Origin of the sequence: Frateuria defendens (assembly GCF_001182895.1) — a bacterium.
GTDB lineage: Bacteria > Pseudomonadota > Gammaproteobacteria > Xanthomonadales > Rhodanobacteraceae > Frateuria_B > Frateuria_B defendens.
Genome location: NZ_LFQR01000068.1, coordinates 1 through 21,609, shown reverse-complemented (window position 1 = coordinate 21,609; position 21,609 = coordinate 1). Strand labels below are relative to the sequence as shown.

Here is a 21,609-nt window from a genome sequence, read left to right as displayed (position 1 = left end):
GGCTTGGCTCTCCCCCTCAAGGCATTGCCGCGCCGTTGTAGCAGAAGCGCGATGCGCCCGCCATCGGGCGCTGCGACGACTGCGATGGGGTCGGCACTCCCGCAGGCGGCTATCATGCGCGACCGAACCCCGCTCGAATCGCCCCCGATGATTTCGTTCCGCCATTTCGCCCTGCGCCGCGGCAGCCGACTGCTGCTTTCCGACATCGACCTGGTGATCCAGGACGGCTGGCGGCTGGGCGTGATCGGGCGCAACGGCTGCGGCAAGTCCAGCCTGTTCGCCGCCCTGCAGGGCCGGCTGGAGGCCGACGCCGGCGAACTGGAGCTGCCGGCCAGGCTGCGCCTGGCCTCGGTGGCGCAGGAGACGCCGGCGCTGCCCGACGCCGCGATCGACTACGTGCTGGGCGGCGACGAGGTGCTGGCCGCGGCGATCCGCGACGAAGCCGCTGCCGCCGCGCGCGGCGACAGCGAGGCGATGGCCGCCGCGCACCACCGCATCGAGGAGCTCAACGGCTACGACGCCCGCGCCCGCGCCGGCCGCCTGCTGCACGGCCTGGGCTTCGCGCCGGCGACGCACGAGCGCGCGGTGAAGGATTTCTCCGGCGGCTGGCGCGTGCGGCTCAACCTCGCCCGCGCCCTGATGGCACCCTCCGAACTGCTGCTGCTCGACGAGCCCACCAACCACTTGGACCTCGACGCCGTGCTGTGGCTGGAGGAATGGCTGCGCCGCTACCCGGGCACGCTGCTGGTGATCTCGCACGACCGCGAGTTCCTCGACGCGGTCACCTCGCACACCTTGCACCTCAACGAGGGCAAGGCGCGCCTGTACACCGGCAACTACAGCGCTTTCGAACTGTTGCGCGCCGAGCAGCTGCGCCAGCAGCAGATCGCGCACGAGCGCGAGCAGGCCGAGCGCGCGCACCTGCAGAGCTTCATCGACCGCTTCAAGGCCAAGGCCAGCAAGGCCAAGCAGGCACAGTCGCGCATGAAGCGGCTGGAGAAGCTGGCCGGCACCGAGGCGGTGCGCGCGGAGCGTGCGTTCCGTTTCGAGTTCGCGGCGCCGGAGCGGCTGCCGGCGTCGATGCTGCAGCTGGAGGACGTGGCGGCCGGTTATCCCGGCAACTCGCACGATCCCGACGCATTGCTCCCTCTCCCCGACGTGGCGCAGGACGTCGTCATCCTCGCGGACGTCCGTTTTCGCCTCGAAGCGGGCGAGCGCATCGGCCTGCTCGGGCCCAACGGCGCCGGCAAGTCCACCCTGGTGAAGACGCTGGTGGGCGAACTCGCGCCGCTGGCCGGCGAGCGCAAGGCGCACAAGGATCTCAAGATCGGCTACTTCGCCCAGCACACGGTGGAGAGCCTGCGCGAAGGCGCGAGCCCGTTCGAGCACCTGCAGGACAAGGCGCCCGGCGTGGCCGCGCAGGCGCTGCGCGATTTCCTGGGCGGCTGGAACTTCGCCGGCGACCGTGCCTTCGAATCCATCGACGGCTTCTCCGGCGGCGAGCGCGCGCGCCTGGCGCTGGCGCTGATCGCCTGGGACAAGCCCAACCTGCTGCTGCTCGACGAGCCCACCAACCACCTCGACCTCGACATGCGCGAGGCGCTGGCCGACGCGCTGGCCGACTTCGACGGCGCCCTGGTGCTGGTCTCGCACGACCGCCACCTGCTCGGCATGGTCAGCGACAGTTTCTGGCGCGTGGCGGACGGGCGCGTCGAACCTTTCGACGGCGACCTCGACGACTACGCGCGCTGGCTGCGCTCGCGCGGCGCCGCGGCCAAGAAGGGCGCGGAGAGCGAGACGGCGCCGGCCGCGGCCACCGTCTCCGCCGCCGACCGCCGCCGCGCCGCGGCGGCCCAGCGCGAGAGCGAGAAAGCCTCGCGCAGCCGGGTGAAGAAGATCGAGACGCGCGTGGCCGCCATCGACCAGCAGCTCGGCACGCTGGAAACGAGGCTCGCCGACCCGGACACCTACAACGGCGCCACCGCCGAACTGATGAAGCTCGGCCAGCAGCAGGCCGAACTGCGTCGCGAGAAGGAAACGCTCGAGGCCGAGTGGCTCGAACTCTACGAGCAGCTGGAAGCCTGAGCGTGGCCGGGACCTCCGCCCATCCGCTGGAACTGTGGCTGCCGGCGCTGCAGCGCTTCGACCCCGCCCATCCGCTGCAACGCCTGCTGGCGCGCGCCGACCGTTTCGAAGACGGCCCGCAGGGCTATCTCGAAGGCCTGGGCGGTTTTTTCCGCTGCGACGTGCAGCCGCTGCCGGCCGCGGCATTGACCCGCGAACTGGCTCGCGGCGATGCGGCCGACGCGCTGTGGCTGAGCGCCGATCCGGCCTGGGTGCAGCCGGAGATGAACGGCGCGCGCCTGCTCGCCAGCGGCCGGCTCGGCCTGAGCGAAGAAGAGGCCGAGGCGCTGGCCGCGCCGCTGCGCCCGCTGTTCGGCGACGCCGGCATGCAGTTGGAACTCACCACGCCCGACCGCTGGCATCTGCGCCTGTCGCCGGGCAGCCCCTTGCCGCCCTTCGCGGCGCCGGAGCAGGCGCTGGGTGAGCATCTGCTGCAACACCTGCCGCACGGACCGGGAGGGCGCCGCTGGCGCCTGCTGCTCACCGAGGCGCAGGTGCTGCTGCACCAGCATCCGCTCAATGCCGAGCGGCGCGCGCGCGGCCAGCCGCCGGTCAACAGCCTGTGGCTGTGGGGCGGCGGGCGGCTGCCGCATCGCGTGGGCAGCACGCTGGCCGGCGTGGTCGGCGACGATCCGCTGCTGTGCGCCTTGGCCGCGCATGCGGGCCTGCCGCAGCAGGCCCGCGATCTCGCGCAGCTGGCGCAGACGCCGGTCGGCTGGCTGGTCGACCTGCAGGACCTGACGGCGGCCGACATCGAACGCGACGCCTGGCCGGCGATCGAGGCCCGCCGCCGCCGCGACGCGCTGCGCTTCCACTTCGCCAGCGGCGAGCGCTATCTGCACCGGCCCTGGCACCGCTGGCGCGCGTGGCGCGGAGGCCGGGCATGAGCGCCCTGCAGCTGCGCCGACGCGTGCCGCAAGGCGTGCCGAGCGGCTGGGGCGAGGCGGTGCACCCGGTGCTGCAGCAGGTCTATGCGGCGCGCGGCGTGCTCGGCCCCGCCGACGCCGAGCATCGCCTGCAACGGCTGCTGTCGCCCGCGACGCTGGGCGGCATGGACGCGGCCGTGGCGCTGCTGGCCGCGGCGATCGGCGAGGACTGGCACATCGTGGTCGCTGGCGACTACGACTGCGACGGCGCCACCGGCACCGCCGTCGCCGTGCGCGGCCTGCGCCTGCTCGGCGCGCGGCGGGTGGACTACGCCATCCCCAACCGCTTCGTGCACGGCTACGGCCTGAGCCCGGCGCTGGTCGCCTCGCTCGACCCCACGCCGCAGCTGATCGTCACCGTGGACAACGGCGTGGCCAGCCTCGCCGGCGTGGCGGCGGCGAAGGCGCGCGGCATCCGCGTGCTGGTCACCGACCACCATCTGCCCGGCGAGCAATTGCCGGATGCGGATGCGATGGTGAATCCCAACCTCGCCGGCGATGGTTTTCCGAGCAAGGCGCTGGCGGGCGTCGGCGTGATGTTTTATCTGTTGCTGGCACTGAGGGCGCGGCTGTACCCCGAGGACCGCAGCGCCGGTGGCCGTAGCCGTCCCGACCTGGCGGCGCTGCTCGACCTCGTCGCGCTCGGCACCGTGGCCGACCTGGTGCCGCTCGACTTCAACAACCGCGTGCTGGTGGAAGCGGGTTTGAAACGTATCCGCGCCGGCCGCGCCTGCGCCGGCGTCACCGCGCTGGTGGAAACGAGCCAGCGCAGCCTCGCCACGCTCTGCGCCAGCGACCTTGGCTATGCGGTGGGGCCGCGCCTCAACGCGGCGGGCCGGCTGGAGGACATGCGGCTGGGTGTGGAGTGCCTGCTCACCGACGACCCCGCGCTGGCGCGCCGCTACGCCGAGCAGCTCAGCGCGATCAATCAGGAGCGCCGCGACTTGCAGGCCGCGATGGTGGCCGAGGCCGAGGTGATGGTGGGCATGGCCAGCCACACCGACGCGGTGGGCGTGGCGCTGTTCGAGCCCTCCTGGCATGCGGGCGTGGTCGGCCTGGTGGCCTCGAAGCTGAAGGAGCGGCTGCATCGCCCGGTGATCGCTTTTGCGCCAGCGGGCCCCCTTGAAGCGTGCGGCGACGGATCGCCGCTTTTTGACTCTCGCGCGCAGGATGCGCGCGCAAGCGATGTCGAATTGCGCGGCTCGGCGCGGTCGATTCCCGGCTTCCACATCCGCGATGCGCTGGCCGCGATCGACGCGCGCCATCCCGGCCTGATCCAGCGCTTCGGCGGCCATGCGATGGCCGCGGGCCTGAGCCTTAAGGCCGCCGACTACCCGCGCTTCGCCGCCGCCTTCGATGCGGTGGCGCGCGAGATGATCGAGGCCGAGCGCCTGCAGGCCTTGCTCTACACCGACGGCGAACTGCCGCCCGGCGCCCTGTCGCTGGAGCTGGCGCGCCAGCTGCGCTACGGCGGGCCGTGGGGGCAGGGCTTCCCCGAACCGGTGTTCGACAACCTGTTCGACTGCGCCGGCTGGCGCCCGATGGGCGGCCGCCATTGGCGGCTCAACCTGCGCGACCCGCGCGACGGCGCGATGCACGACGCGGTGATGTTCAACGTCGCCGCCGAGGCCCCGCCGCCGCGCCTGCGCGCCGCCTACGAGCTGACCATCAACGACTGGCAGGGCAGGGAGAGCCCGCGCCTGCTGCTGCGGCACATCGAGCCGGCGTGAGTGCCGGCCCCATGCAGGAGCGCGCCTTGCGCGCGGCAGGCGGCGCGGCGGCGAAGCCGTGACGCCTCGGTCGCGCGCAAGGCGCGCTCCTCATGCGGCAAGCTTCTGCTCCGGCGCAGGCGGCCTTCACGCCACGCCGCTTGCCTCCCATCGCCGAAGGCGGTTCGATGGAGCCTCCATCGCAGCGGGAGTCCGCCATGATCGAGCAGCTCACCGACCTTCCGCCCGGCGTGCTGGGTTTCCGTGCGAGCGGGCAGGTCTCCGCCGCCGACTACGAGAACGTGCTGGTGCCCGACATCGAGGCGGCGTTCGCGCTCAACCGCAAGCTGCGCGTGCTGTTCCAGCTCGGCGAGGATTTTTCCGGTTTCGACGCCGGCGCCATGTGGGACGACACCAAGCTCGGTTTCCGCCACCTCACCGGCTGGGAACGTACGGCTCTGGTCACCGACGTGGGGTGGGTGCGCGCCGTGGCGCGCATGTTCGGCTTTGCGGTGCCGGGCGAGTTCCGGCTGTTCCGCAACGCCGAGCTGGAGCCTGCCAAGCAGTGGGTCGGCGGCCTCTGATGTGCGGTGGTGCGGGCTCCTGTCCATACGCGCACGCCATCGACAGGTCGATGCCGCGGCGGTGGCGCCGCCTGCGGCGGATCAGGCCACGCCCTGCGACAGTCGAGCGGCTTGCATCGATCCACGGCTTATGCTTTAGTCCAAGCCTATGAGCCTTTCCGCCGCCAGCCACAGTCTGCTTTCCGCCGCCTTCGCGGCGGATGCGCGCCTGGCCGCGAAGCGCCTCAATAACAACAACGCCAATACCAATACCCGCAACGACGGGTGGGCCGGCGTGTAGACGAGAAAAGTCTCCAGCATCACGCAAAAGGGCCCGCCAAGTGCGGGCCCTTTCGTTTTTGGACCTCCAGCAAGCCCCGACTGACCCCAAGGAACCACCAGACCATGTGCGCCATCTTCGGAATGTTCGACCTTCAGCCCGGCGACGACTTCGCCGCCCTGCGCCGGCTCTCGCTGGAGCTTTCCGCCCGCCAGCGCCATCGCGGCCCCGACTGGAGCGGCGTGTTCGTCGACGCCGGCACGATCCTGGTGCACGAGCGCCTGGCCATCGTCGACCCCACCAGCGGTTCGCAGCCGCTGCGTTCGCGCGACGGCGCGCTGGCGCTGGCGGTGAACGGCGAGATCTACAACCACCGCGAGCTGCGCGCCGAGAGCGGCTACGACTTCACCACCGGCTCGGACTGCGAGGTGATCAACGCGCTCTACCGCGAGCACGGCGCCGCCTTCGTGCACCGGCTCAACGGTATCTTCGCCTTCGCGCTGTGGGACGGCGAGGCGCAGCGCTACCTGATCGCCCGCGACCCGATCGGCGTGTGCCCGCTGTACTGGGGCCACGACGCCCAGGGCCGCCTGCTGGTGGCCTCGGAGATGAAGTCGCTGGTGGGCGAGTGCGCGGATGTGGCGCCGTTCCCGCCCGGCCACGTCTACGACAGCGCCAGCGGCGAGCTGCGCCGCTACTACGAGAAGCCCTGGCGCGACTACGCCCACACCCGCGGCCATGAAGTCGGCCCGCAGCCGCTGCGACAGGCGTTCGAGCAGGCCGTGCACCGCCAGATGATGACCGACGTGCCCTACGGCGTGCTGCTCTCCGGCGGCCTGGATTCCTCGCTGGTGGCCGCCTGCGCGGCGAAGTTCGCCCGCGAGCGGGTCGAGGACGACGACAAGAGCGAGGCCTGGTGGCCGCGCCTGCACTCCTTCGCCATCGGCCTGGAAGGCTCGCCCGACCTCGCCGCCGCGCAGGTGGCCGCCGACGCGCTGGGCACCGTGCACCACGGCTTCGTCTACACCTTCGCCGAAGGCCTGGACGCGCTGCCGGAGGTGATCCGCCACATCGAGACCTACGACGTCACCACCATCCGCGCCTCCACGCCGATGTACCTGCTGGCGCGCCGGATCAAGGCGATGGGCGTGAAGATGGTGCTCTCGGGCGAGGGCTCGGACGAGGTCTTCGGCGGCTACCTCTATTTCCACAAGGCGCCTTCGGTCGAGGCCTTCCACGAGGAGACGGTGCGCAAGCTCGACGCGCTGCACAGCTACGACTGCCTGCGCGCCAACAAGTCGATGATGGCCTGGGGCGTGGAGGCGCGCGTGCCCTTCCTCGACCTGGAGTTCCTCGACGTGGCGATGGGCATGGACGCGAAGCAGAAGATGGCCGGCGGCGGCCGCATCGAGAAGGCCGCGCTGCGCGAGGCCTTCCAGGACGCGCTGCCCGATTCGATCCTGTGGCGGCAGAAGGAGCAGTTCAGCGACGGCGTGGGCTACGGCTGGATCGACGGCCTCAAGGCGCATGCCGAGCAGATGGTGAGCGACCGCGAGTTCGCCGCCGCCGCCGCGCGCTTCCCGGTCAACACGCCGGCCACCAAGGAGGCCTACCTCTACCGCAGCATCTTCGAGAAGTTCTTCCCCGGCGAGGCCTGCGCCAACACGGTGCCGGGTGGCAAGTCGATCGCCTGTTCCTCGCCGGCGGCGCTGGCGTGGGATCCGGCCTTCGCGGCCGCGGCGGACCCTTCCGGCCGCGCGGTGCGCGGCGTGCATGCCCAGGCGCTCGCATAACGCGAGCGGGATGGGGGCCGGAGTGGCGCGTTCCGGCCAGGCTTCGCCCGGAGTCGCCATCGCCCGGCGCGGCTTTGCCGCGCCGGGCGTTCCGTGTCGGCCGCATCGGGCGGCGTGTGTCGCAGAGTTCGGCGGGCGTTGCATCTGGAGCGGACACTTTCCACCCCTTGTCGGGGACCCTTCGACTACATATCCGAGACCAACGCCAGCCTGGTGGCCAACCTGGTCGACGTGTACCGTCGCTGCGCGTGCAGCCGGCGAAGGACGTGTCGGTGAGCGTGGGCTACGTCGGCCTGTGACGCGCCAGCCGCCGGGACGCCATCTACGGCGACGGGCTGTCGGTGCTGGCACGCGGTTCCGCCTCAGGGGTGCACCGTATCGGTGCCTCCAAGCGCATGGCGGTGGACTGGCGGCTCAATCCATCGCTGCTGCTACGCTTGGATTTCACCCATTTCACCCACGGCGCCTTCGCCGGGGCCAGCGGGCTGGCTTCCAGCACCTACGCGGTGGCAACCGTGGACGTGCGTTTCTGATCGCGGCCCGGCCGCTCTAGGCAGGTGTTTTCGCGCCGGGGCGATGATGCGTTCGACGCGGGAACGAACACCGCCTGGCTCGCGGGCGAGCGCTGCGCCACGCGCAGGCACATCCCTGCGCGTGGCACGGTGAGGCGGCGGTGCACGTGGATGCCCGTCGCTCTCGTCATGGCATCGCCGGTACCGCTTCGCTACGGTACCGCCGCTCGTGCCACTCGCGCAGCAGCCGACCGTTGTCGAGCACGGCCAGGCGCTGGCGGTCGTCCAGCTGCGCCACGCCCTGCTGCAGGGCCTTGAGGCGCCGCTCGCGGCTGCGTTGCTGCAGCGGCGTGTCGCGGTGGAAGCTCGGCGCGGCCTCGGTCAGCAGCGGCAGCACCACGGGGTCCTCCAGCGCCTCGGCGAAGGCCGACATCCTGGCCGGTTGACGGGTGTAGCGCCGGGTGGCGCGCAGCTCGACGGGCGCGTGGATCTCCTCCGGGATCAGGAACAGCCCCTGCCGCTTGCAGGCGCGGCCGAGCGATAGGCGGCTGGAATACACTGACACCGGCACGGCGAGCAGCAGCGAGCCGATGATCGGCGACATCCAGGCCAGCAGCGTGGGGTTGAGCAGGTACACCGCCACGCCCCAAGCGGCCGCGAACAGGGTCTGCACGCCGTGGCGGCGAATCGCCTCGCCCCAGGTCGTCTGGCTGTCCTCGCGGGGCGGCGACTTCCACACCACCTTCCAGCCGAGGAAGGCGGCATTGACGAACTTGGTGTGGAACATCATGCGCACCGGCGCCAGCAGCATGGAGAACAGCACCTCCAGCAGCATGCTAACGGTCAGCAGGATCGCTCCGCCGTAGCCGCGGCTGCGGCGTGGCCACAGCCGCACCACCGCCAGCAACTTGGGCAGGAACAGCAGCAGACTGGTGGCGGCGAACAGCGCCAGGGCGCGGTCGGGGTGCCACTGCGGCCAGGTCGGCACCAGCTGATGCGGCTGGGTGAAGTAGGTCACCGGCAGCAGCGTCTGCACTGCCAGCAGCGCGGTGGACAGCATCAGGAAGGTGAACCACAGCGGCGCCGACATGTAGGACATCATGCCGGTGAGGAACACCACGCGGTGCACCGGGTGCAGCCCGCGCACGAAGAACAGCCGAAAGTTCATCAGGTTGCCCTGGCACCAGCGGCGATCACGCTTGAGCTCGTCTAGCAGGTTGGGCGGCAGTTCCTCGTAGCTGCCGGGCAGGTCGTAGGCGATCCACACGGCCCAGCCGGCGCGGCGCATCAGCGCCGCCTCGACGAAATCGTGCGAGAGGATCTCGCCCGAGAGGCTGCCGCGCCCCGGCAGCGGCGCCAGCGCGCAATGACGCATGAAGGGCGCCAGCCGGATGATCGCGTTGTGCCCCCAGTAGTGCGATTCGCCCAGCTGCCAGAAGTGCAGCCCGGCGGTGAACAGCGGGCCGTATACGCGGGTGGCGAACTGCTGCACGCGGGCGTAGAAGGTGTCGCGGCCGATCGCCCGCGGCGGGCTCTGGATGATGCCGGCGCCAGGGTGGTACTCCATCATCCGCACCAGCGACACCAGGCTCTGCCCGGTCATCACGCTGTCGGCGTCCAGCACCACCATGTAGCGGTAGTTGGCGCCCCAGCGGCGACAGAAGTCGTCGATGTTGCCGCTCTTGCGCTTCACACGGCGGCGCCGGCGGCGGTAGAAGATCCGCCCCTCGCCGCCGACCGCGTCGACCAGCGCGCGCCAGGCGCACAGCTCGGCGGTGGCGATGTCCGGGTCGGCGCTGTCGCTCAGGATGTACAGGTCGAAGTGATCCTGCTCGCCGGTGCGCTGCACCGACTCGTAGGTGGCGCGCAGCCCGGCGAAGACGCGCGCCACGTCCTCGTTGGCGATCGGCATCACCAGGGCGGTGCGGCCGTCGCGCGGCAGCGGCGTGGCGGCGGTCTGCGCGGACGGCGGCGCGGCCGAGACGCTGTAGCGGTCGTGGCCGCGGAGCAGCAGCAGGAAGCCGGCGATGGCCGTCCAGAAGCCCACCGAGACCCAGGCGAACAGCAGCACGAAGAACGCCAGCACCACCACTTCCAGCCAGTGCCCGCCGTGGTAGGGCAGGGTCTGCACCATGAACACGGTGGCCAGCGCGCTCTGCGCGATCACCATCAGCAGCAGGATGCCGCGCCGCCATAGGCCGGCGCGGCGCCAGTTGCCCTGCGTGTCCGGCGGGATGACGTCGTGCCGGGCCGCGTGAGCCTGGCGCAGCCTGGCGCTGAACGGGCGGCGCAGCGCCTGCCAGGCGCGGGCCAGCGGATTGGTGGTCCACGGCTCGGCCAGCAGGGTGCTGCGGCGGATCGGCGGGACGGGACGTCCGGCGGTGGCGAGGACGGGTGTGGTGTTGGGGCTGGCAGTCATCGGGGCGCTCACAGGGCCGGCGTGGCGGGCAGCAGGTAGCTCCAGGTCTCGCTCAGGGTGGTGCTGCCGCTGTGCAGGTAGGCGCGCAGCTCCTTGGGCCCCTTGTCGCTGTCGCTATCGTTGGCCTTGGGCCGGAACCGCAGCGCGAGACGATAACCGCCTACTGCATCGTTGCGGGTGACCTCGGTATGGACGATCTGCAGGTGCGGATCGGCCTCCACCACGGCCTCGACCGGCGGCGCGCCCTCGGGGACCCCGTCGAGCGCCTTGCCGGCGAAGTCGATCACGAACTCCTGGCTGCCGTCGGGCTTGCGGATCAGGTCCGCCTGCTTGACGGTGCCCATGCTGAAGCGGGTCTGGCTCACGTGGGCCACGTTTTGCGGCAGCGTCTGCTCGGTGTTCTCCCAGTGCACGCTGTACTCGTAGTCCAGCGGCTGCAGCGGCTTGGGCGGTTGCGCCGGCACCCAATAGGCGACGATGTTGTCGTTGGTCTCGTCCGGCGTGGGGATTTCCACCAGCTCCACCTTGCCCTTGCCCCAGCGGCCCTTGGGCTCGACCCAGCCGCTGGGGCGCAGGTCGTAGCGGTCGAACAGATCCTGGTAGTCGGCAAAGTCGTGCGAGCGCTGCATCAGGCCGAAACCCTTGGGGTCGGTCAGCGCGAACGAGCTCACCGTCAGCGCCTTGGGGTCGACCAACGGCCGCCAGATCCAGCGGTCTTCGCCGGTATGGATCGACAGGCCCTCGGAGTCGTGCAGGGCTGGGCGGAAGTTGATGATCGGCGAGGGTTGGTTGGGACCGAACAGGAACATGCCGGTGAGCGGCGCCAGGCCCAGCTTGCCGACGTTCTCACGCAGAAACACGCGCGCCTTCACGTCGGTCACCGTGGTCACCCCCGGGTGTACGGTGAAGCGGTAGGCGCCGGTCACCCGCGGCGAGTCCATCAGCGCGTACACCACCAGCTGCTGGGCGTTGTGGGCCGGGCGCTCGACCCAGAACTCGACGAACTGCGGAAATTCCTCGCCCGAGGGCAGCGCGGTGTCCACCGCCAGCCCGCGCGTGGACAGGCCAAAGCGCTGGCCCTTGCCGATGGCGCGCAGGTAGCTCGCGCCCTGGAAGACCAGGATCTGGTCGTAACGGTCGCGGGCGTTGATCGGCGCCTGCACGCGCAGTCCGGCAAACTGGAGGTTCTTGAGGTCGTCCGGATCGAACTTGTTGCTGCCGTAGTCGAAGCCCGACGGGTCGAATTTCACGTCATGGACGCCGCCCGTCCCGACGATGTGGATCTTCACCGGGATGTTGTACTGCTGCATGCCCTCGTGGAAGAAGGTCAGCTCGTAGGGCAGGCGCTCGCCGTGCCACAGCGCGCGGTCCTCCTTGTACTGGATCTGCGCGTACTGCTCGAACTTGAGGTCGGCCAGCGCGCCGGGCAGCGAGACGTTGGGCGAATGGTAGGACGACTTGGCGAGCGCCTGCGCCTTCGCGGCCACGGCATCGAAGCCGAGCGGTGAAGCGGCCTGGGCCCCTGTGCTGGCCGCCAAGATCAGCAGCGCCAGGGCTGCTTGGCCCAGCCGGCGTACCCGGCGCGGGGCGGGGTGGGCGGCGGCAAGCCGGTTCGTCTCAAATCTCATGCGCACTCACTCAGTTGGTTGCGAAGGCCAAATTGGTCGAGGCGAGGCGCATGGCGCCCCGCTACACGTTTATGCTGCAAGTGCACAACAGGATGGCGATATTTCGTTAGAGCGCCATTAAGAAGCTGAAGCGCCATTCAGCTAAGGCCTTTTCGGCCGGGCCGGGAGGGGCGCTGCGGCACCGCCGCAGGTGGCGCAGGCTGCCGCGTCCTGCCGTCGTGCGGGGGCGCCTCTGCTATGCTTGGCGGCCTTTTTCGCAAACCGTCAACCATGATCGAGACCAATCCGATCCATGCGCAGATCGCGGACCTCAAGGCCCGCGTCGAGTCGCTTAGGGGGTATCTTTGACTACGCCACCAAGCGTGAGCGCCTGGAAGAAGTAAACCGCGAGCTGGAAAGCCCCACCGTCTGGGACGACCCCGCCCGCGCCCAGGAGCTGGGCCGCGAACGCGCCCGCCTGGACACCATCGTCAGCGGCATCGACACGCTCACCGGCGGCCTGGACGATGCCGGCGAGCTGCTCGACATGGCCGCCGCCGACGGCGACGAGGACACCGTGCAGTCCGTGCTGGGCGACGTTGCCAAGCTCGAGGCCCAGGTGGGCAAGCTGGAATTCCAGCGCATGTTCTCCGGCAAGATGGACGCCACCAATGCCTTCGTGGACATCCAGGCCGGCGCCGGCGGCACCGAGGCGCAGGACTGGGCCGAGATGCTGCTGCGCATGTACCTGCGCTGGGCCGAGTCGCGTGGCTGGAAGACCGAGCTGCTGGAAGTCTCCGGCGGCGACGTGGCCGGCATCAAGTCCGCCACCTTCCGCGTCGAGGGCGACTACGCCTACGGCTGGCTGAAGACCGAGATCGGCGTGCACCGCCTGGTGCGCAAGAGCCCGTTCGACTCGGACAACCGCCGCCACACCAGCTTCACCTCGGTGTTCGTCTCGCCCGAGGTGGACGACGACATCGACATCGAGATCAACCCGGCCGACCTCAGGACCGACGTGTACCGCTCCTCCGGCGCCGGCGGCCAGCACGTCAACAAGACCGAGTCGGCGGTGCGCATCACCCATGTGCCCACCAACACCGTGGTGGCCTGCCAGACCGAGCGCAGCCAGCATGCCAACCGCGACCGCGCGATGAAGATGCTGAAGGCCAAGCTGTACGAGCTGGAGATCCAGAAGCGCAACGCCGAGAAGGACGCGCTGGAGGCCACCAAGTCCGACATCGGCTGGGGCAGCCAGATCCGCAACTACGTGCTCGACCAGAGCCGCATCAAGGACCTGCGCACCGGCATCGAGCGCACCGACACCCAGAAGGTGCTGGACGGCGACCTGGACGAGTTCGTCGAGGGCAGCCTGAAATCGGGCCTCGACGCCGGCGCCAAGCGCGCCGACGCCTGAGCCGCCGGCGCGCAGCATTCGCCCGACCACCGACACGAGGCCATGGCATGAACGGCAAGAAGACCCTCTCCCTCCTGATCGCCTGCGCGGCGCTCGCATTCGGCCAGGCCTCGATGGCCCAGCAGGCCTCCACCGGCCAGGCCATCAAGGACGACGCGAAGGCCGCGGGCAAGGGCGTCGGCGACGGTGCCCGCGACGTGGGCCACGCCACCAAGCACGTCGCCAAGTCGATCGGGCACGGCGCGAAGGAAGCCGGCGTGGGCATCGGCCATGGCGCGAAAAAAGCGGGCCAGGGCATCGGCCACGGCGCGCGCGAGGGCTGGGACGCGACCAAGCACGCGGTCAAGCAGGTGTTCAAGGGCGGCGATTGAGGCCGCCGCCGCGCTTCCCGCGCCGTTTGGCCATCCATCCGCAAATGTAACGACAGAGGCGTGCGCCGACCGGTGCGAGCGCCGGCAGCATTGGAATTCCCATGAGTGAACCGACCACCGATACCCCGCCCATCGACGAGAACAAGCTGATCGCCGAGCGCCGCGAGAAGCTCAAGGCGCTGCGCGGGCAGGGCATCGCGTTCCCGAACGACTTCAAGGTCGACAGCTTCGCCGGCGACCTCAAGGCCGAGTTCGCCGATGCCGGGCGCTGGAGCGCCGAGGCCGTCGAGCAGGCCGCGCGCCGGGTGAAGGTGGCCGGCCGCATCGTGCTCAAGCGCGTGCAGGGCAAGGTCAGCTTCGTGCAGATGCAGGACGTGAGCGGCCGCATCCAGCTGTTCATCCACCAGGGCACGGTGGGCGAGGCGACCTACGAGGCCTTCAAGGGCTGGGACGCGGGCGACATCGTGGGCGCCGAGGGCGTGCTGATGCGCACCAAGACCGGCGAGCTGTCGGTCAAGGTCCAGACGCTGCGCCTGCTGACCAAGAGCCTGCGCCCGCTGCCGGACAAGTGGCACGGCCTGGCCGACGTGGAGCAGCGCTACCGCCAGCGCTACGTGGACCTGATCGTCACCGAGGAGGCGCGCCGCACCTTCGCGCTGCGCTCGAAGATCATCGGCTTCATCCGCAAGTGGCTGGAGGCCGAGCCGCGCCGCTTCATGGAGGTGGAGACGCCGATGATGCAGATCATCCCCGGCGGCGCCACGGCCAAGCCCTTCGTCACCCACCACAACGCGCTGGACATCGACCTGTACCTGCGCGTGGCGCCGGAGCTGTACCTGAAGCGCCTGGTGGTGGGCGGCTTCGACCGCGTGTACGAGATCAACCGCAACTTCCGCAACGAGGGCGTGTCCACCCGGCACAACCCCGAGTTCACCATGCTGGAGCTGTACCAGGCCTACGCCACCTACAACGAGATCATGGACCTCACCGAAAGCGTGATCCGCGAGGCGGCGCAGCAGGTGATCGGCACCTCCGCGCTCACCTGGGAAGGCGCGGACATCGACGTCGGCCCGGCCTTCCGCCGCTGGACGATGGAAGACGCCGTGCTCGAGCACAACCCCGGGATCAAGCGCGAGGAACTGCGCGACCGCGAGGCGATGGCCGCGCACGCGGCGCGCTTGGGGCTCCAGGTCAAGCCGGGCTACGGCTGGGGCAAGCTGCTGCTGGAGGTGTTCGAGAAGACGGTGGAGCACACGCTGATCCAGCCCACCTTCATCACCCAGCACCCGGTGGAAGTCTCGCCGCTGGCGCGCGAGAACGACCAGGACCCCGGCATCACCGACCGCTTCGAGCTGTTCATCAACGGCAAGGAGATCGCCAACGGCTTCTCCGAGTTGAACGACCCGGAAGACCAGGCCGCGCGCTTCAAGGCGCAGGTGGACGCCAAGGACGCGGGCGACGACGAGGCCATGCACTTCGACGCCGACTACATCCGCGCGCTGGAAGTGGGCCTGCCGCCCACCGGCGGCCTCGGCATCGGCATCGACCGCCTGGTGATGCTGCTCACCGACTCCGCTTCGATCCGCGACGTGCTGCTGTTCCCGTACATGCGGCCGGAGGCCTGAGCACCGGCCGGCAAAAACCGTGGAGCGCGCCATGCGCGCGACAAGCCGACGCAGCGGCGACGCTGCCACGCTTCGGTCGCGCGCGAGCGCGCTCCTGCAAGTTCGGGTACGCCTGCGACAGGTGCGTAAGCCGGTTCTGAGTGGGCCGGTCTGCTCAGCGGCTCGCGCAGGCCAGGCGCCGGCGCAGCAGCGCCGCCTGCAACACGCTCACGCTGCCGGAGCCGGCCCAATACAGGCCGAGTCCCGCCGCCAGGTGCCAGACCATGAAGAACGACACCAGCACAGGCAGCCATTGCAGCAGGGTCTTGGCTTGCGCCGACATGGCTGGGTTGAGCGCGATCGCCGCATAGCCGAGCAGCGCCACCGCCAGCGCCAGCCACAGGTCCGGGCGCGCCAGCTTCATCCACAGGAACGAGCCGGCGCCGCCCAGGCCCTGGCGGATCGCGGCATAGACGCCGGCGCCCAGGGGCGCCTGCACCAGCGCCGCGAGCAGCCCGCCGCCCAGGCCCGTGGTGATGCCGTGCCGGCGATAGAGGGCCTGCGTGGCCGCGAGGTAGGCGGCGGGGTCCTTGGCGTGCCGTTCGCGCAGCCGTTCCAGTTCGGGTTGCAGCGCCTGCATGGCGCGCTGCCGGTGCCAGCCCTGTTCGGCGGCTTTCAGCGTCACCGGCAACAGGGCCAGCCGCACCAGTATCGCCAGCGCGATCACGGCCAGGCCGTAGCTGCCGTCCAGCCATTGCGCGAGCTGCCCGAGCAGCGCGGCGATGCCGTCCACGAAGCTGGTCCATGCCTGCATGAGCTTCCCCTTCCTTTTCCTTGAGGCGGAAACCTGAAGATGGGCCTCGCGGCGCGGCGCTTCAAGCGGGCCTGCCTGCGGCGCGGTCGGCTAAACTCCCAGGACTGTCTTTACCGAAGAGTGGCCTCCCATGTGGTTTGCGATCATCGCCCAGGATCATCCCGGTTCGCTGGACAAGCGCCTGTCGGCGCGCGGCGAGCACCTCGCGCGGCTCCATGCCTTGCAGGACGCCGGCCGGCTGCTGCTGGCCGGGCCGTTCCCGGCGATCGAATCCGAAGACCCGGGCCCGGCCGGCTTCAGCGGCAGCCTGATCGTGGCCGAGTTCGCCTCGCAGGCCGAGGCCGAGACCTGGGCGAAGGCCGACCCCTTCGTGGCGGCCGGCGTCTATGCGGGCGTGCAGGTGAAGCCGTTCCGCAAGACGCTGCCGTGAGCGCGGCGATGGTGGAGGAAATCCGCCGGCGCCTCGCCGGGGCACTGGCGCCGGCCGAGCTGGAGGTGCTCGACGAAGGACACCTGCACGCCGGTCACGCCAACGCCGGCAAGGGGCATTACCGCGTGCGCATCGTCAGCGCCGCCTTCGCCGGCCAGCTGCCGCTCAAGCGGCACCGGCTGGTGTATGCCGCGCTGGACGGCCTGATGGACCGCGGCATCCACGCCCTGGCCATCGAGGCCAAGGCGCCCTCCGAATAAAAACAAGACGTTGGCCGGTATTCCCCCGCATGTCCCCGCCGCTACGCGCATTGCGGTGCCGGCCCGCGTTTGGCACAGTGGCGCGTCGCCGGCCGCGGCGGCCATCCATCCCGATCCGCTGGTGACGCCCGCATGCGCCTGACCACCATCAAACTCGCCGGATTCAAGTCGTTCGTGGATCCGACCACGCTGCACCTGCCGACCAACATGACCGGCGTGGTGGGCCCCAACGGCTGCGGCAAGTCCAACATCATCGACGCCATCCGCTGGGTGATGGGCGAGAGCGCGGCCAGCCGCCTGCGCGGCGATTCGCTCACCGACGTGATCTTTTCCGGCTCCAGCGCGCGCAAGCCGGTGGGGCAGGCCACGGTGGAGCTGATCTTCGACAACGCCGACCACGTGATCCAGGGCGAGTACGCGCAGTACAACGAGATCTCGGTGAAGCGCCAGGTCACGCGCGACGGGCAGTCGGCCTATTTCCTCAACGGCACGCGCTGCCGCCGGCGCGACATCACCGATCTCTTCCTCGGCACCGGCCTCGGGCCGCGCAGCTACTCGATCATCGAGCAGGGCATGATCAGCCAGATCATCGAGGCGCACCCGGAAGAGCTGCGCACGCACCTGGAGGAAGCGGCCGGCATCTCCAAGTACAAGGAGCGCCGCAAGGAGACCGAGAGCCGCATCAAGTCCACCCGCGAGAACCTCGACCGCGTGCGCGACGTGCGCGACGAGGTGGACAAGCAGCTCGAGCACCTCAACCGCCAGGCCCGCGCCGCCGAGCGCTGGAAGGCGCTGAAGGAAGAACAGACGCGCAAGGAGGCAGAGCTGCGCGCGCTCGAATACCGCAGCCTGAAGAGCCAGCACGACGGCGAGGGCGCCGGGCTTTCCGCGGCCGAGGTGGCGATCGAGAAAAAACTCGCCGAGCAGCGCCAGGCCGAGGCCCAGCTGGAGAGCGTGCGCGAGCGCCACGCCGAGGCCAGCGAGCACCTCAACGCCGTGCAGGCGGAGGTGTACAAGGTCGGCGCCGAGATCGCCCGGGTGGAGCAGCAGGTGCGCTTCAACCGCGAAACGGCCGAGCGCCTGCAGCGCGCCCAGGCCGAGGCCGAGGCCGAGCACGGGCAGCTCGCCGCGCACATCGCCGGCGACCGCGAGCAGATCGAGACGCTGCGCCTGGCGCTGGCCGAGGGCGAGCCCAGACTCGAAGCCCTGCAACAGATGCAGGACGACACCGCCGAGACCCAGCGCAGCACCGAGACCCGGCTGGCCGACTGGCAGCAGCGCTGGGACGCCTACACGCGCACCGCCGGCGAGGCGAGCCGTGCGGCCGAGGTGGAGCGCACCAAGATCGCCTACCTCGATCGCCAGGCGCTGGACTTTTCCCGCCGCCGCGAAACGCTGGAAACCGAACAGCAGGCCACCGACGTGGCCGCGCTCGACGCCGCCGCCGAGCAGCTGGAAACCGAGCACGAGACGCAGCGCGAGCGCCTCGAAACCTTGGGCGGCCTGCTCGACCAGCACAAGCTCGGCCACGAGAAGGTGCTGGACGAGGAACGCCAGGTGCAGTCCTCGCTCAACGAGGCGCGCCAGCAGTTGCAGACCGCACGCGGCCGCCTGGCCTCGCTGGAAGCCCTGCAGCACGCCGCGCTCGGCCAGGAGGAGAGCGCCGCCAGCGGCTGGCTGGCGCGGCTGGGCCTGGACAGGGCGCGCCGCCTCGGCGAGGCCTTGCAGGTCGAGGCCGGCTGGGAGACCGCGGTGGAGACGGTGCTGTCCGGCTTCATCGACAGCGTGCTGGTCGACGGCGCGCACGCGCTGGCGGGCGAGTTTGGCAAGGTCGAGAACGCCGACGTCGCGTTGCTCGACGCCGCCGACGGCGGCGCCAACACCGCCGGCACGCTGGCCGCGCACGTGCGCGGCCCGGCCGCGGCGATCGCCCTCCTCAACCACGTGCTGACCGCGCAGACGCTGGAAGAGGCGCATCGCCGCGTCGGCGGCCTGTCCGCGCTGGCGCCGTACCAGTCGGTGATCACCCCGCAGGGCGAATGGCTCGGCCCCGGCTGGGCGCGCGTGCGCCGGGCGCAGGGCAGCCAGGTGGGCGTGCTGGCGCGCGAGCGCGAGATCCGCCTGCTCGGCGAGCAGGTCGCCGCGCTGGAGGCGCGCATCGAGGAGGCCGGCGCCGAGCTCGACGCCCTGCGCACCCGCAAGTTCGAGGCCGAGCGCGCGCGCGACGACGCCCAGCGCGAGCTGTACAACGCGCACCGCCGCCAGTCCGAGCTGGCCGGCCAGTTGCAGAGCCACCGCGGCAAGGTGGAAACGGCGCGCGCCCGCGCCGAGAAGGTGGCGGGCGAGCTCGGCGAGCTGATCGGCCAGGCCGACGAGCTGCAGACGCAGACGCGCGAGGCGCGCGCGCGGCTGGACGAGTCCGTGCACCGCATGGGCGACCTGGAAGACGAGCGCCGCGAATTGGAGAACGAGCGCCGCGCACTGCTGGAAGCGCGCGAAGAGGCGCGCATGAATGCGCGCGAGGCGGCCGACCAGTCGCATGCGCTGGCACTGTCGATGGAATCCAAGCGTTCCTCGCTGGCCTCGCTGGAGCAGTCGCTGGCGCGCATGGACAGCCAGCTGCGCCAGATCGAGGCGCGGCGCGGCGAGATCGGCGAGCAGCTCGCCGCCGGCACCGACCCCATCGCGGAGCTGGAAGCGGAGCGGCAGGCCTACCTCGACCAGCGCCTGCTGGTGGACAAGCAACTGGTGGAGGCGCGCCGCGCACTGGAGGATTGCGACATCGCCTTCCGCCAGCTGGAGCAGCAGCGCCAGCTCGCCGAGCAGGAGCTGGCCGGGCTGCGCGAGAGCGTGTCCGAGAAGCGCCTTGCCGCGCAGGCGCTGGAGTTGCGCGCGCAGCAACTGGCCGAGGCCATCGCCGCCTCCGGCCTCGACCTCGAACCGTTGCTGGCCGAACTGGCCGAGGACGCCGACGCCGGGCAGTGGCGCCAGCAGCTCGCCGAGCTGGGCCAGAAGATCGTGCGCCTGGAGCCGGTGAACCTCGCCGCGATCCAGGAATACGCCGAGCAGAACGAGCGCAAGACCTACCTCGACAACCAGCTCGCCGACCTCGCGGGCGCGATGGAGACGCTGGAGAACGCGATCAAGAAGATCGACCGCGAAACGCGCCAGCGCTTCAAGGAAACCTTCGACCGCGTCAACGCCGGCGTGCAGGAGCTGTTCCCGCGCCTGTTCGGCGGCGGCCACGCCTACCTCGAACTCACCGGCGACGACCTGCTCGACACGGGCGTGGCGATCATGGCGCGCCCGCCGGGCAAGCGCGTGTCCAACATCTCGCTGCTCTCCGGCGGCGAGAAGGCGCTCACCGCGGTGTCGCTGGTGTTCTCCATCTTCCAGTTGAACCCGGCGCCGTTCTGCCTGCTCGACGAGGTGGACGCGCCGCTGGACGAGGCCAACGTGGGCCGCTTCTCCAACATGGTGAAGGAGATGAGCGAGAAGGTGCAGTTCATCTTCGTCAGCCACAACAAGGCCACCATGGAAGCGGCCAGCCAGCTCTGCGGCGTGACCATGCGCGAGCCCGGCGTGTCGCGCCTGGTTCAGGTCGACCTAGCCGAAGCGGCTAAACTTGCCGGCGCTGCCTGAGGACCCATCGCCATGACATCTACCGTGGTGCCCGCATTCGTCTGGAACCCCATGGTCGGCGTTCCGCTGCTGATCGTGGGCGTGATCGTGATCGGCCTGATCTGGCTGTTCGGCGAGCCGAAGAAGGCGCAGGGCCGGCGCCGGCTCACGCCCTCCGCCGGCGAACGGCGCGAGCCGCGCCTGGATGGGCAGGGCGGCGAGCCCGACGGCCTCGACGAGCTAGAATTGACCGAGCGTCCGCTCGCCGGCGACCCGCTGCTTGGCGAGCCGCCGCCGCGGCAGGGCGAGCTCGACGTCGGCCTGCGCGAGGAGCTGGAAAAGCTCGGCGCGATGCTGGGCAAGGGCCGCTCCGGCGCGGACCTGCCCAAGCCGAGCGGCCACGCGGCCTCGATCGTCGAGGCGCTGCGCACGCCTTCGCAGCCCGACCCCGCCGTCGCGCCGACGGCAGCCCCCGCGGCCGCCGAGCCACCGGCCGCCTCCGCGCCCGGCGCCCCGGCCCCCGTGCCGGCGCCCGCGCCCGTGCCGAAAGCGCCGCCGCACTCGGATGTTGGCCGGCGCCCCGCGCAGCTGCCGGTGGAGCGCATCGTGAGCCTGTTCGTGGTGGCGCGCGAAGGCAGCCACTTCAACGGTGCCGACCTGGTGGTGGCGGCAGAGAAGGCCGGCCTCGAATACGGCGCCATGGGCATCTACCACCGCCTGGTGGACGGCAAGCGCGAGCAGGGTCCGATCTTCAGCGTGGCCAACATGCTCAAGCCCGGCAACTTCGACCTCGCCCGCCTCGACGGCCTGCGCACGCAGGGCCTGAGCTTCTTCATGACCCTGCCGGGCCCGTTGTCCGCGCTGGACGCCTGGGACGCCATGCTGCCCACCGCGCAGCGGCTCGCCGAGTTGCTGGACGGGCAGGTGCTGGACGAGGAGCGCAACGCGCTCGGCCGCCAGCGCATCGCCCACATCCGCGACGAGCTGCGCGGCTGGGATCGTCAGCGCGAAGGCGAGGAGATCCACTTCGGGCGTTGAGGGTTCGCCCTGAGAGCCTGTTCGCGATCTCCCTGTTGGTGTCCGCGAGGGGGCGTGCTGTGTTGTTGGCCCCATCGCCGGCTGGCCGGCCTTTGGCCGGTGTTTCGCCCTCCTGCCGGAG

The 21,609-nt window shown here is 70.6% G+C and carries 17 protein-coding genes; 14 read left to right on the top strand and 3 right to left on the bottom strand.

From position 1 onward, the window contains the following. Positions 1–147 precede the first annotated feature (147 nt). The 7 genes from abc-f (at position 148) to ACH65_RS19835 (ending at position 7,928) form a co-directional block, all read left to right on the top strand. On the top strand, positions 148–2,085 hold the full coding sequence (abc-f, locus tag ACH65_RS10830) for a ribosomal protection-like ABC-F family protein (RefSeq protein ID WP_049622608.1): 1,938 nt from the start codon (positions 148–150) through the stop codon (positions 2,083–2,085). Positions 2,086–2,087: 2 nt separating this feature from the next. Then, complete coding sequence (locus ACH65_RS10825) at positions 2,088–3,011, top strand: phosphoglycerate mutase (protein ID WP_053096241.1); 924 nt, start codon at positions 2,088–2,090, stop codon at positions 3,009–3,011. After that, a complete protein-coding gene (locus ACH65_RS10820; RefSeq protein ID WP_049622607.1) occupies positions 3,008–4,780 on the top strand; it encodes a single-stranded-DNA-specific exonuclease RecJ in 1,773 nt (590 codons plus the stop codon). Before ACH65_RS10825 ends, ACH65_RS10820 begins: the two co-directional genes overlap by 4 nt. A gap of 197 nt (positions 4,781–4,977) precedes the next feature. Continuing rightward, the gene (locus tag ACH65_RS10815) at positions 4,978–5,343 is read left to right on the top strand and encodes a SpoIIAA family protein (protein ID WP_049622606.1); all 366 of its coding nucleotides are present in this window, start codon (positions 4,978–4,980) and stop codon (positions 5,341–5,343) included. A 148-nt stretch (positions 5,344–5,491) separates the two neighbouring features. After that, positions 5,492–5,623 carry a hypothetical protein gene (locus tag ACH65_RS21025; protein ID WP_272913770.1) on the top strand — a complete coding sequence of 44 codons (132 nt, stop codon included), beginning with the start codon at positions 5,492–5,494 and terminating at the stop codon, positions 5,621–5,623. Positions 5,624–5,727: 104 nt separating this feature from the next. Beyond that, on the top strand, positions 5,728–7,395 hold the full coding sequence (asnB, locus tag ACH65_RS10810) for an asparagine synthase B (RefSeq protein WP_049622605.1): 1,668 nt from the start codon (positions 5,728–5,730) through the stop codon (positions 7,393–7,395). 368 nt (positions 7,396–7,763) lie between these two features. Further along, entirely contained in the window at positions 7,764–7,928 is a 165-nt protein-coding gene (locus ACH65_RS19835; protein ID WP_153242560.1) for a hypothetical protein, read from the top strand. Positions 7,929–8,094: 166 nt separating this feature from the next. On the opposite strand, the gene mdoH is transcribed toward ACH65_RS19835, so the two are convergent. Both mdoH and ACH65_RS10800 read right to left on the bottom strand, forming a co-directional pair. After that, on the bottom strand, positions 8,095–10,326 hold the full coding sequence (gene mdoH, locus ACH65_RS10805) for a glucans biosynthesis glucosyltransferase MdoH (RefSeq protein ID WP_053096239.1): 2,232 nt from the start codon (positions 10,324–10,326) through the stop codon (positions 8,095–8,097). A gap of 8 nt (positions 10,327–10,334) precedes the next feature. Beyond that, positions 10,335–11,954 carry a glucan biosynthesis protein G gene (locus ACH65_RS10800; RefSeq protein WP_082190261.1) on the bottom strand — a complete coding sequence of 540 codons (1,620 nt, stop codon included), beginning with the start codon at positions 11,952–11,954 and terminating at the stop codon, positions 10,335–10,337. 270 nt (positions 11,955–12,224) lie between these two features. Here ACH65_RS10800 and prfB point away from each other — a divergent pair. The 3 genes from prfB to lysS all read left to right on the top strand — a co-directional run bounded on the left by prfB (position 12,225) and on the right by lysS (position 15,346). Beyond that, a protein-coding gene (prfB, locus tag ACH65_RS10795; RefSeq protein ID WP_153242559.1) for a peptide chain release factor 2 occupies positions 12,225–13,350 on the top strand; the annotation gives its coding sequence in 2 pieces (ribosomal slippage) (positions 12,225–12,299 and positions 12,301–13,350; 1,125 coding nt in all). 47 nt (positions 13,351–13,397) lie between these two features. Next, complete coding sequence (locus ACH65_RS10790; protein ID WP_049622603.1) at positions 13,398–13,721, top strand: hypothetical protein; 324 nt, start codon at positions 13,398–13,400, stop codon at positions 13,719–13,721. Positions 13,722–13,822: 101 nt separating this feature from the next. Beyond that, positions 13,823–15,346, top strand: coding sequence for a lysine--tRNA ligase (gene lysS, locus ACH65_RS10785; RefSeq protein WP_049622602.1), 1,524 nt, complete (start codon positions 13,823–13,825; stop codon positions 15,344–15,346). A gap of 154 nt (positions 15,347–15,500) precedes the next feature. Here lysS and ACH65_RS10780 read toward each other — a convergent pair whose 3' ends face one another. Next, complete coding sequence (locus ACH65_RS10780) at positions 15,501–16,139, bottom strand: YidC/Oxa1 family membrane protein insertase (protein WP_049622601.1); 639 nt, start codon at positions 16,137–16,139, stop codon at positions 15,501–15,503. Between the two features lie 130 nt (positions 16,140–16,269). Here ACH65_RS10780 and ACH65_RS10775 point away from each other — a divergent pair, with 130 nt between their 5' ends. The 4 genes from ACH65_RS10775 to zipA all read left to right on the top strand — a co-directional run bounded on the left by ACH65_RS10775 (position 16,270) and on the right by zipA (position 21,488). Continuing rightward, positions 16,270–16,569 carry a YciI family protein gene (locus ACH65_RS10775; protein ID WP_049622600.1) on the top strand — a complete coding sequence of 100 codons (300 nt, stop codon included), beginning with the start codon at positions 16,270–16,272 and terminating at the stop codon, positions 16,567–16,569. An 8-nt stretch (positions 16,570–16,577) separates the two neighbouring features. Next, complete coding sequence (locus ACH65_RS10770) at positions 16,578–16,829, top strand: BolA family protein (RefSeq protein WP_202594189.1); 252 nt, start codon at positions 16,578–16,580, stop codon at positions 16,827–16,829. 132 nt (positions 16,830–16,961) lie between these two features. Next, positions 16,962–20,471 carry a chromosome segregation protein SMC gene (gene smc, locus ACH65_RS10765; protein ID WP_049622598.1) on the top strand — a complete coding sequence of 1,170 codons (3,510 nt, stop codon included), beginning with the start codon at positions 16,962–16,964 and terminating at the stop codon, positions 20,469–20,471. Positions 20,472–20,483: 12 nt separating this feature from the next. Beyond that, the gene (gene zipA, locus ACH65_RS10760) at positions 20,484–21,488 is read left to right on the top strand and encodes a cell division protein ZipA (protein ID WP_049622597.1); all 1,005 of its coding nucleotides are present in this window, start codon (positions 20,484–20,486) and stop codon (positions 21,486–21,488) included. The last annotated feature ends 121 nt before the right edge of the window (positions 21,489–21,609 follow it).

Bases quoted from the DNA above. Each gene is read 5' to 3' on its own strand.
- ACH65_RS10770 (WP_202594189.1), top strand. From the start codon at position 16,578: ATGGTGGAGGAAATCCGCCGGCGCCTCGCCGGGGCACTGGCGCCGGCC.
- zipA (WP_049622597.1), top strand. From the start codon at position 20,484: ATGACATCTACCGTGGTGCCCGCATTCGTCTGGAACCCCATGGTCGGC.
- mdoH (WP_053096239.1), bottom strand. From the start codon at position 10,326: ATGACTGCCAGCCCCAACACCACACCCGTCCTCGCCACCGCCGGACGT.
- ACH65_RS10815 (WP_049622606.1), top strand. From the start codon at position 4,978: ATGATCGAGCAGCTCACCGACCTTCCGCCCGGCGTGCTGGGTTTCCGT.
- ACH65_RS10820 (WP_049622607.1), top strand. From the start codon at position 3,008: ATGAGCGCCCTGCAGCTGCGCCGACGCGTGCCGCAAGGCGTGCCGAGC.
- ACH65_RS10800 (WP_082190261.1), bottom strand. From the start codon at position 11,954: ATGAGATTTGAGACGAACCGGCTTGCCGCCGCCCACCCCGCCCCGCGC.
- asnB (WP_049622605.1), top strand. From the start codon at position 5,728: ATGTGCGCCATCTTCGGAATGTTCGACCTTCAGCCCGGCGACGACTTC.
- ACH65_RS21025 (WP_272913770.1), top strand. From the start codon at position 5,492: ATGAGCCTTTCCGCCGCCAGCCACAGTCTGCTTTCCGCCGCCTTCGCG.
- ACH65_RS10790 (WP_049622603.1), top strand. From the start codon at position 13,398: ATGAACGGCAAGAAGACCCTCTCCCTCCTGATCGCCTGCGCGGCGCTC.
- abc-f (WP_049622608.1), top strand. From the start codon at position 148: ATGATTTCGTTCCGCCATTTCGCCCTGCGCCGCGGCAGCCGACTGCTG.
- ACH65_RS10780 (WP_049622601.1), bottom strand. From the start codon at position 16,139: ATGCAGGCATGGACCAGCTTCGTGGACGGCATCGCCGCGCTGCTCGGG.
- lysS (WP_049622602.1), top strand. From the start codon at position 13,823: ATGAGTGAACCGACCACCGATACCCCGCCCATCGACGAGAACAAGCTG.
- smc (WP_049622598.1), top strand. From the start codon at position 16,962: ATGCGCCTGACCACCATCAAACTCGCCGGATTCAAGTCGTTCGTGGAT.
- ACH65_RS10775 (WP_049622600.1), top strand. From the start codon at position 16,270: ATGTGGTTTGCGATCATCGCCCAGGATCATCCCGGTTCGCTGGACAAG.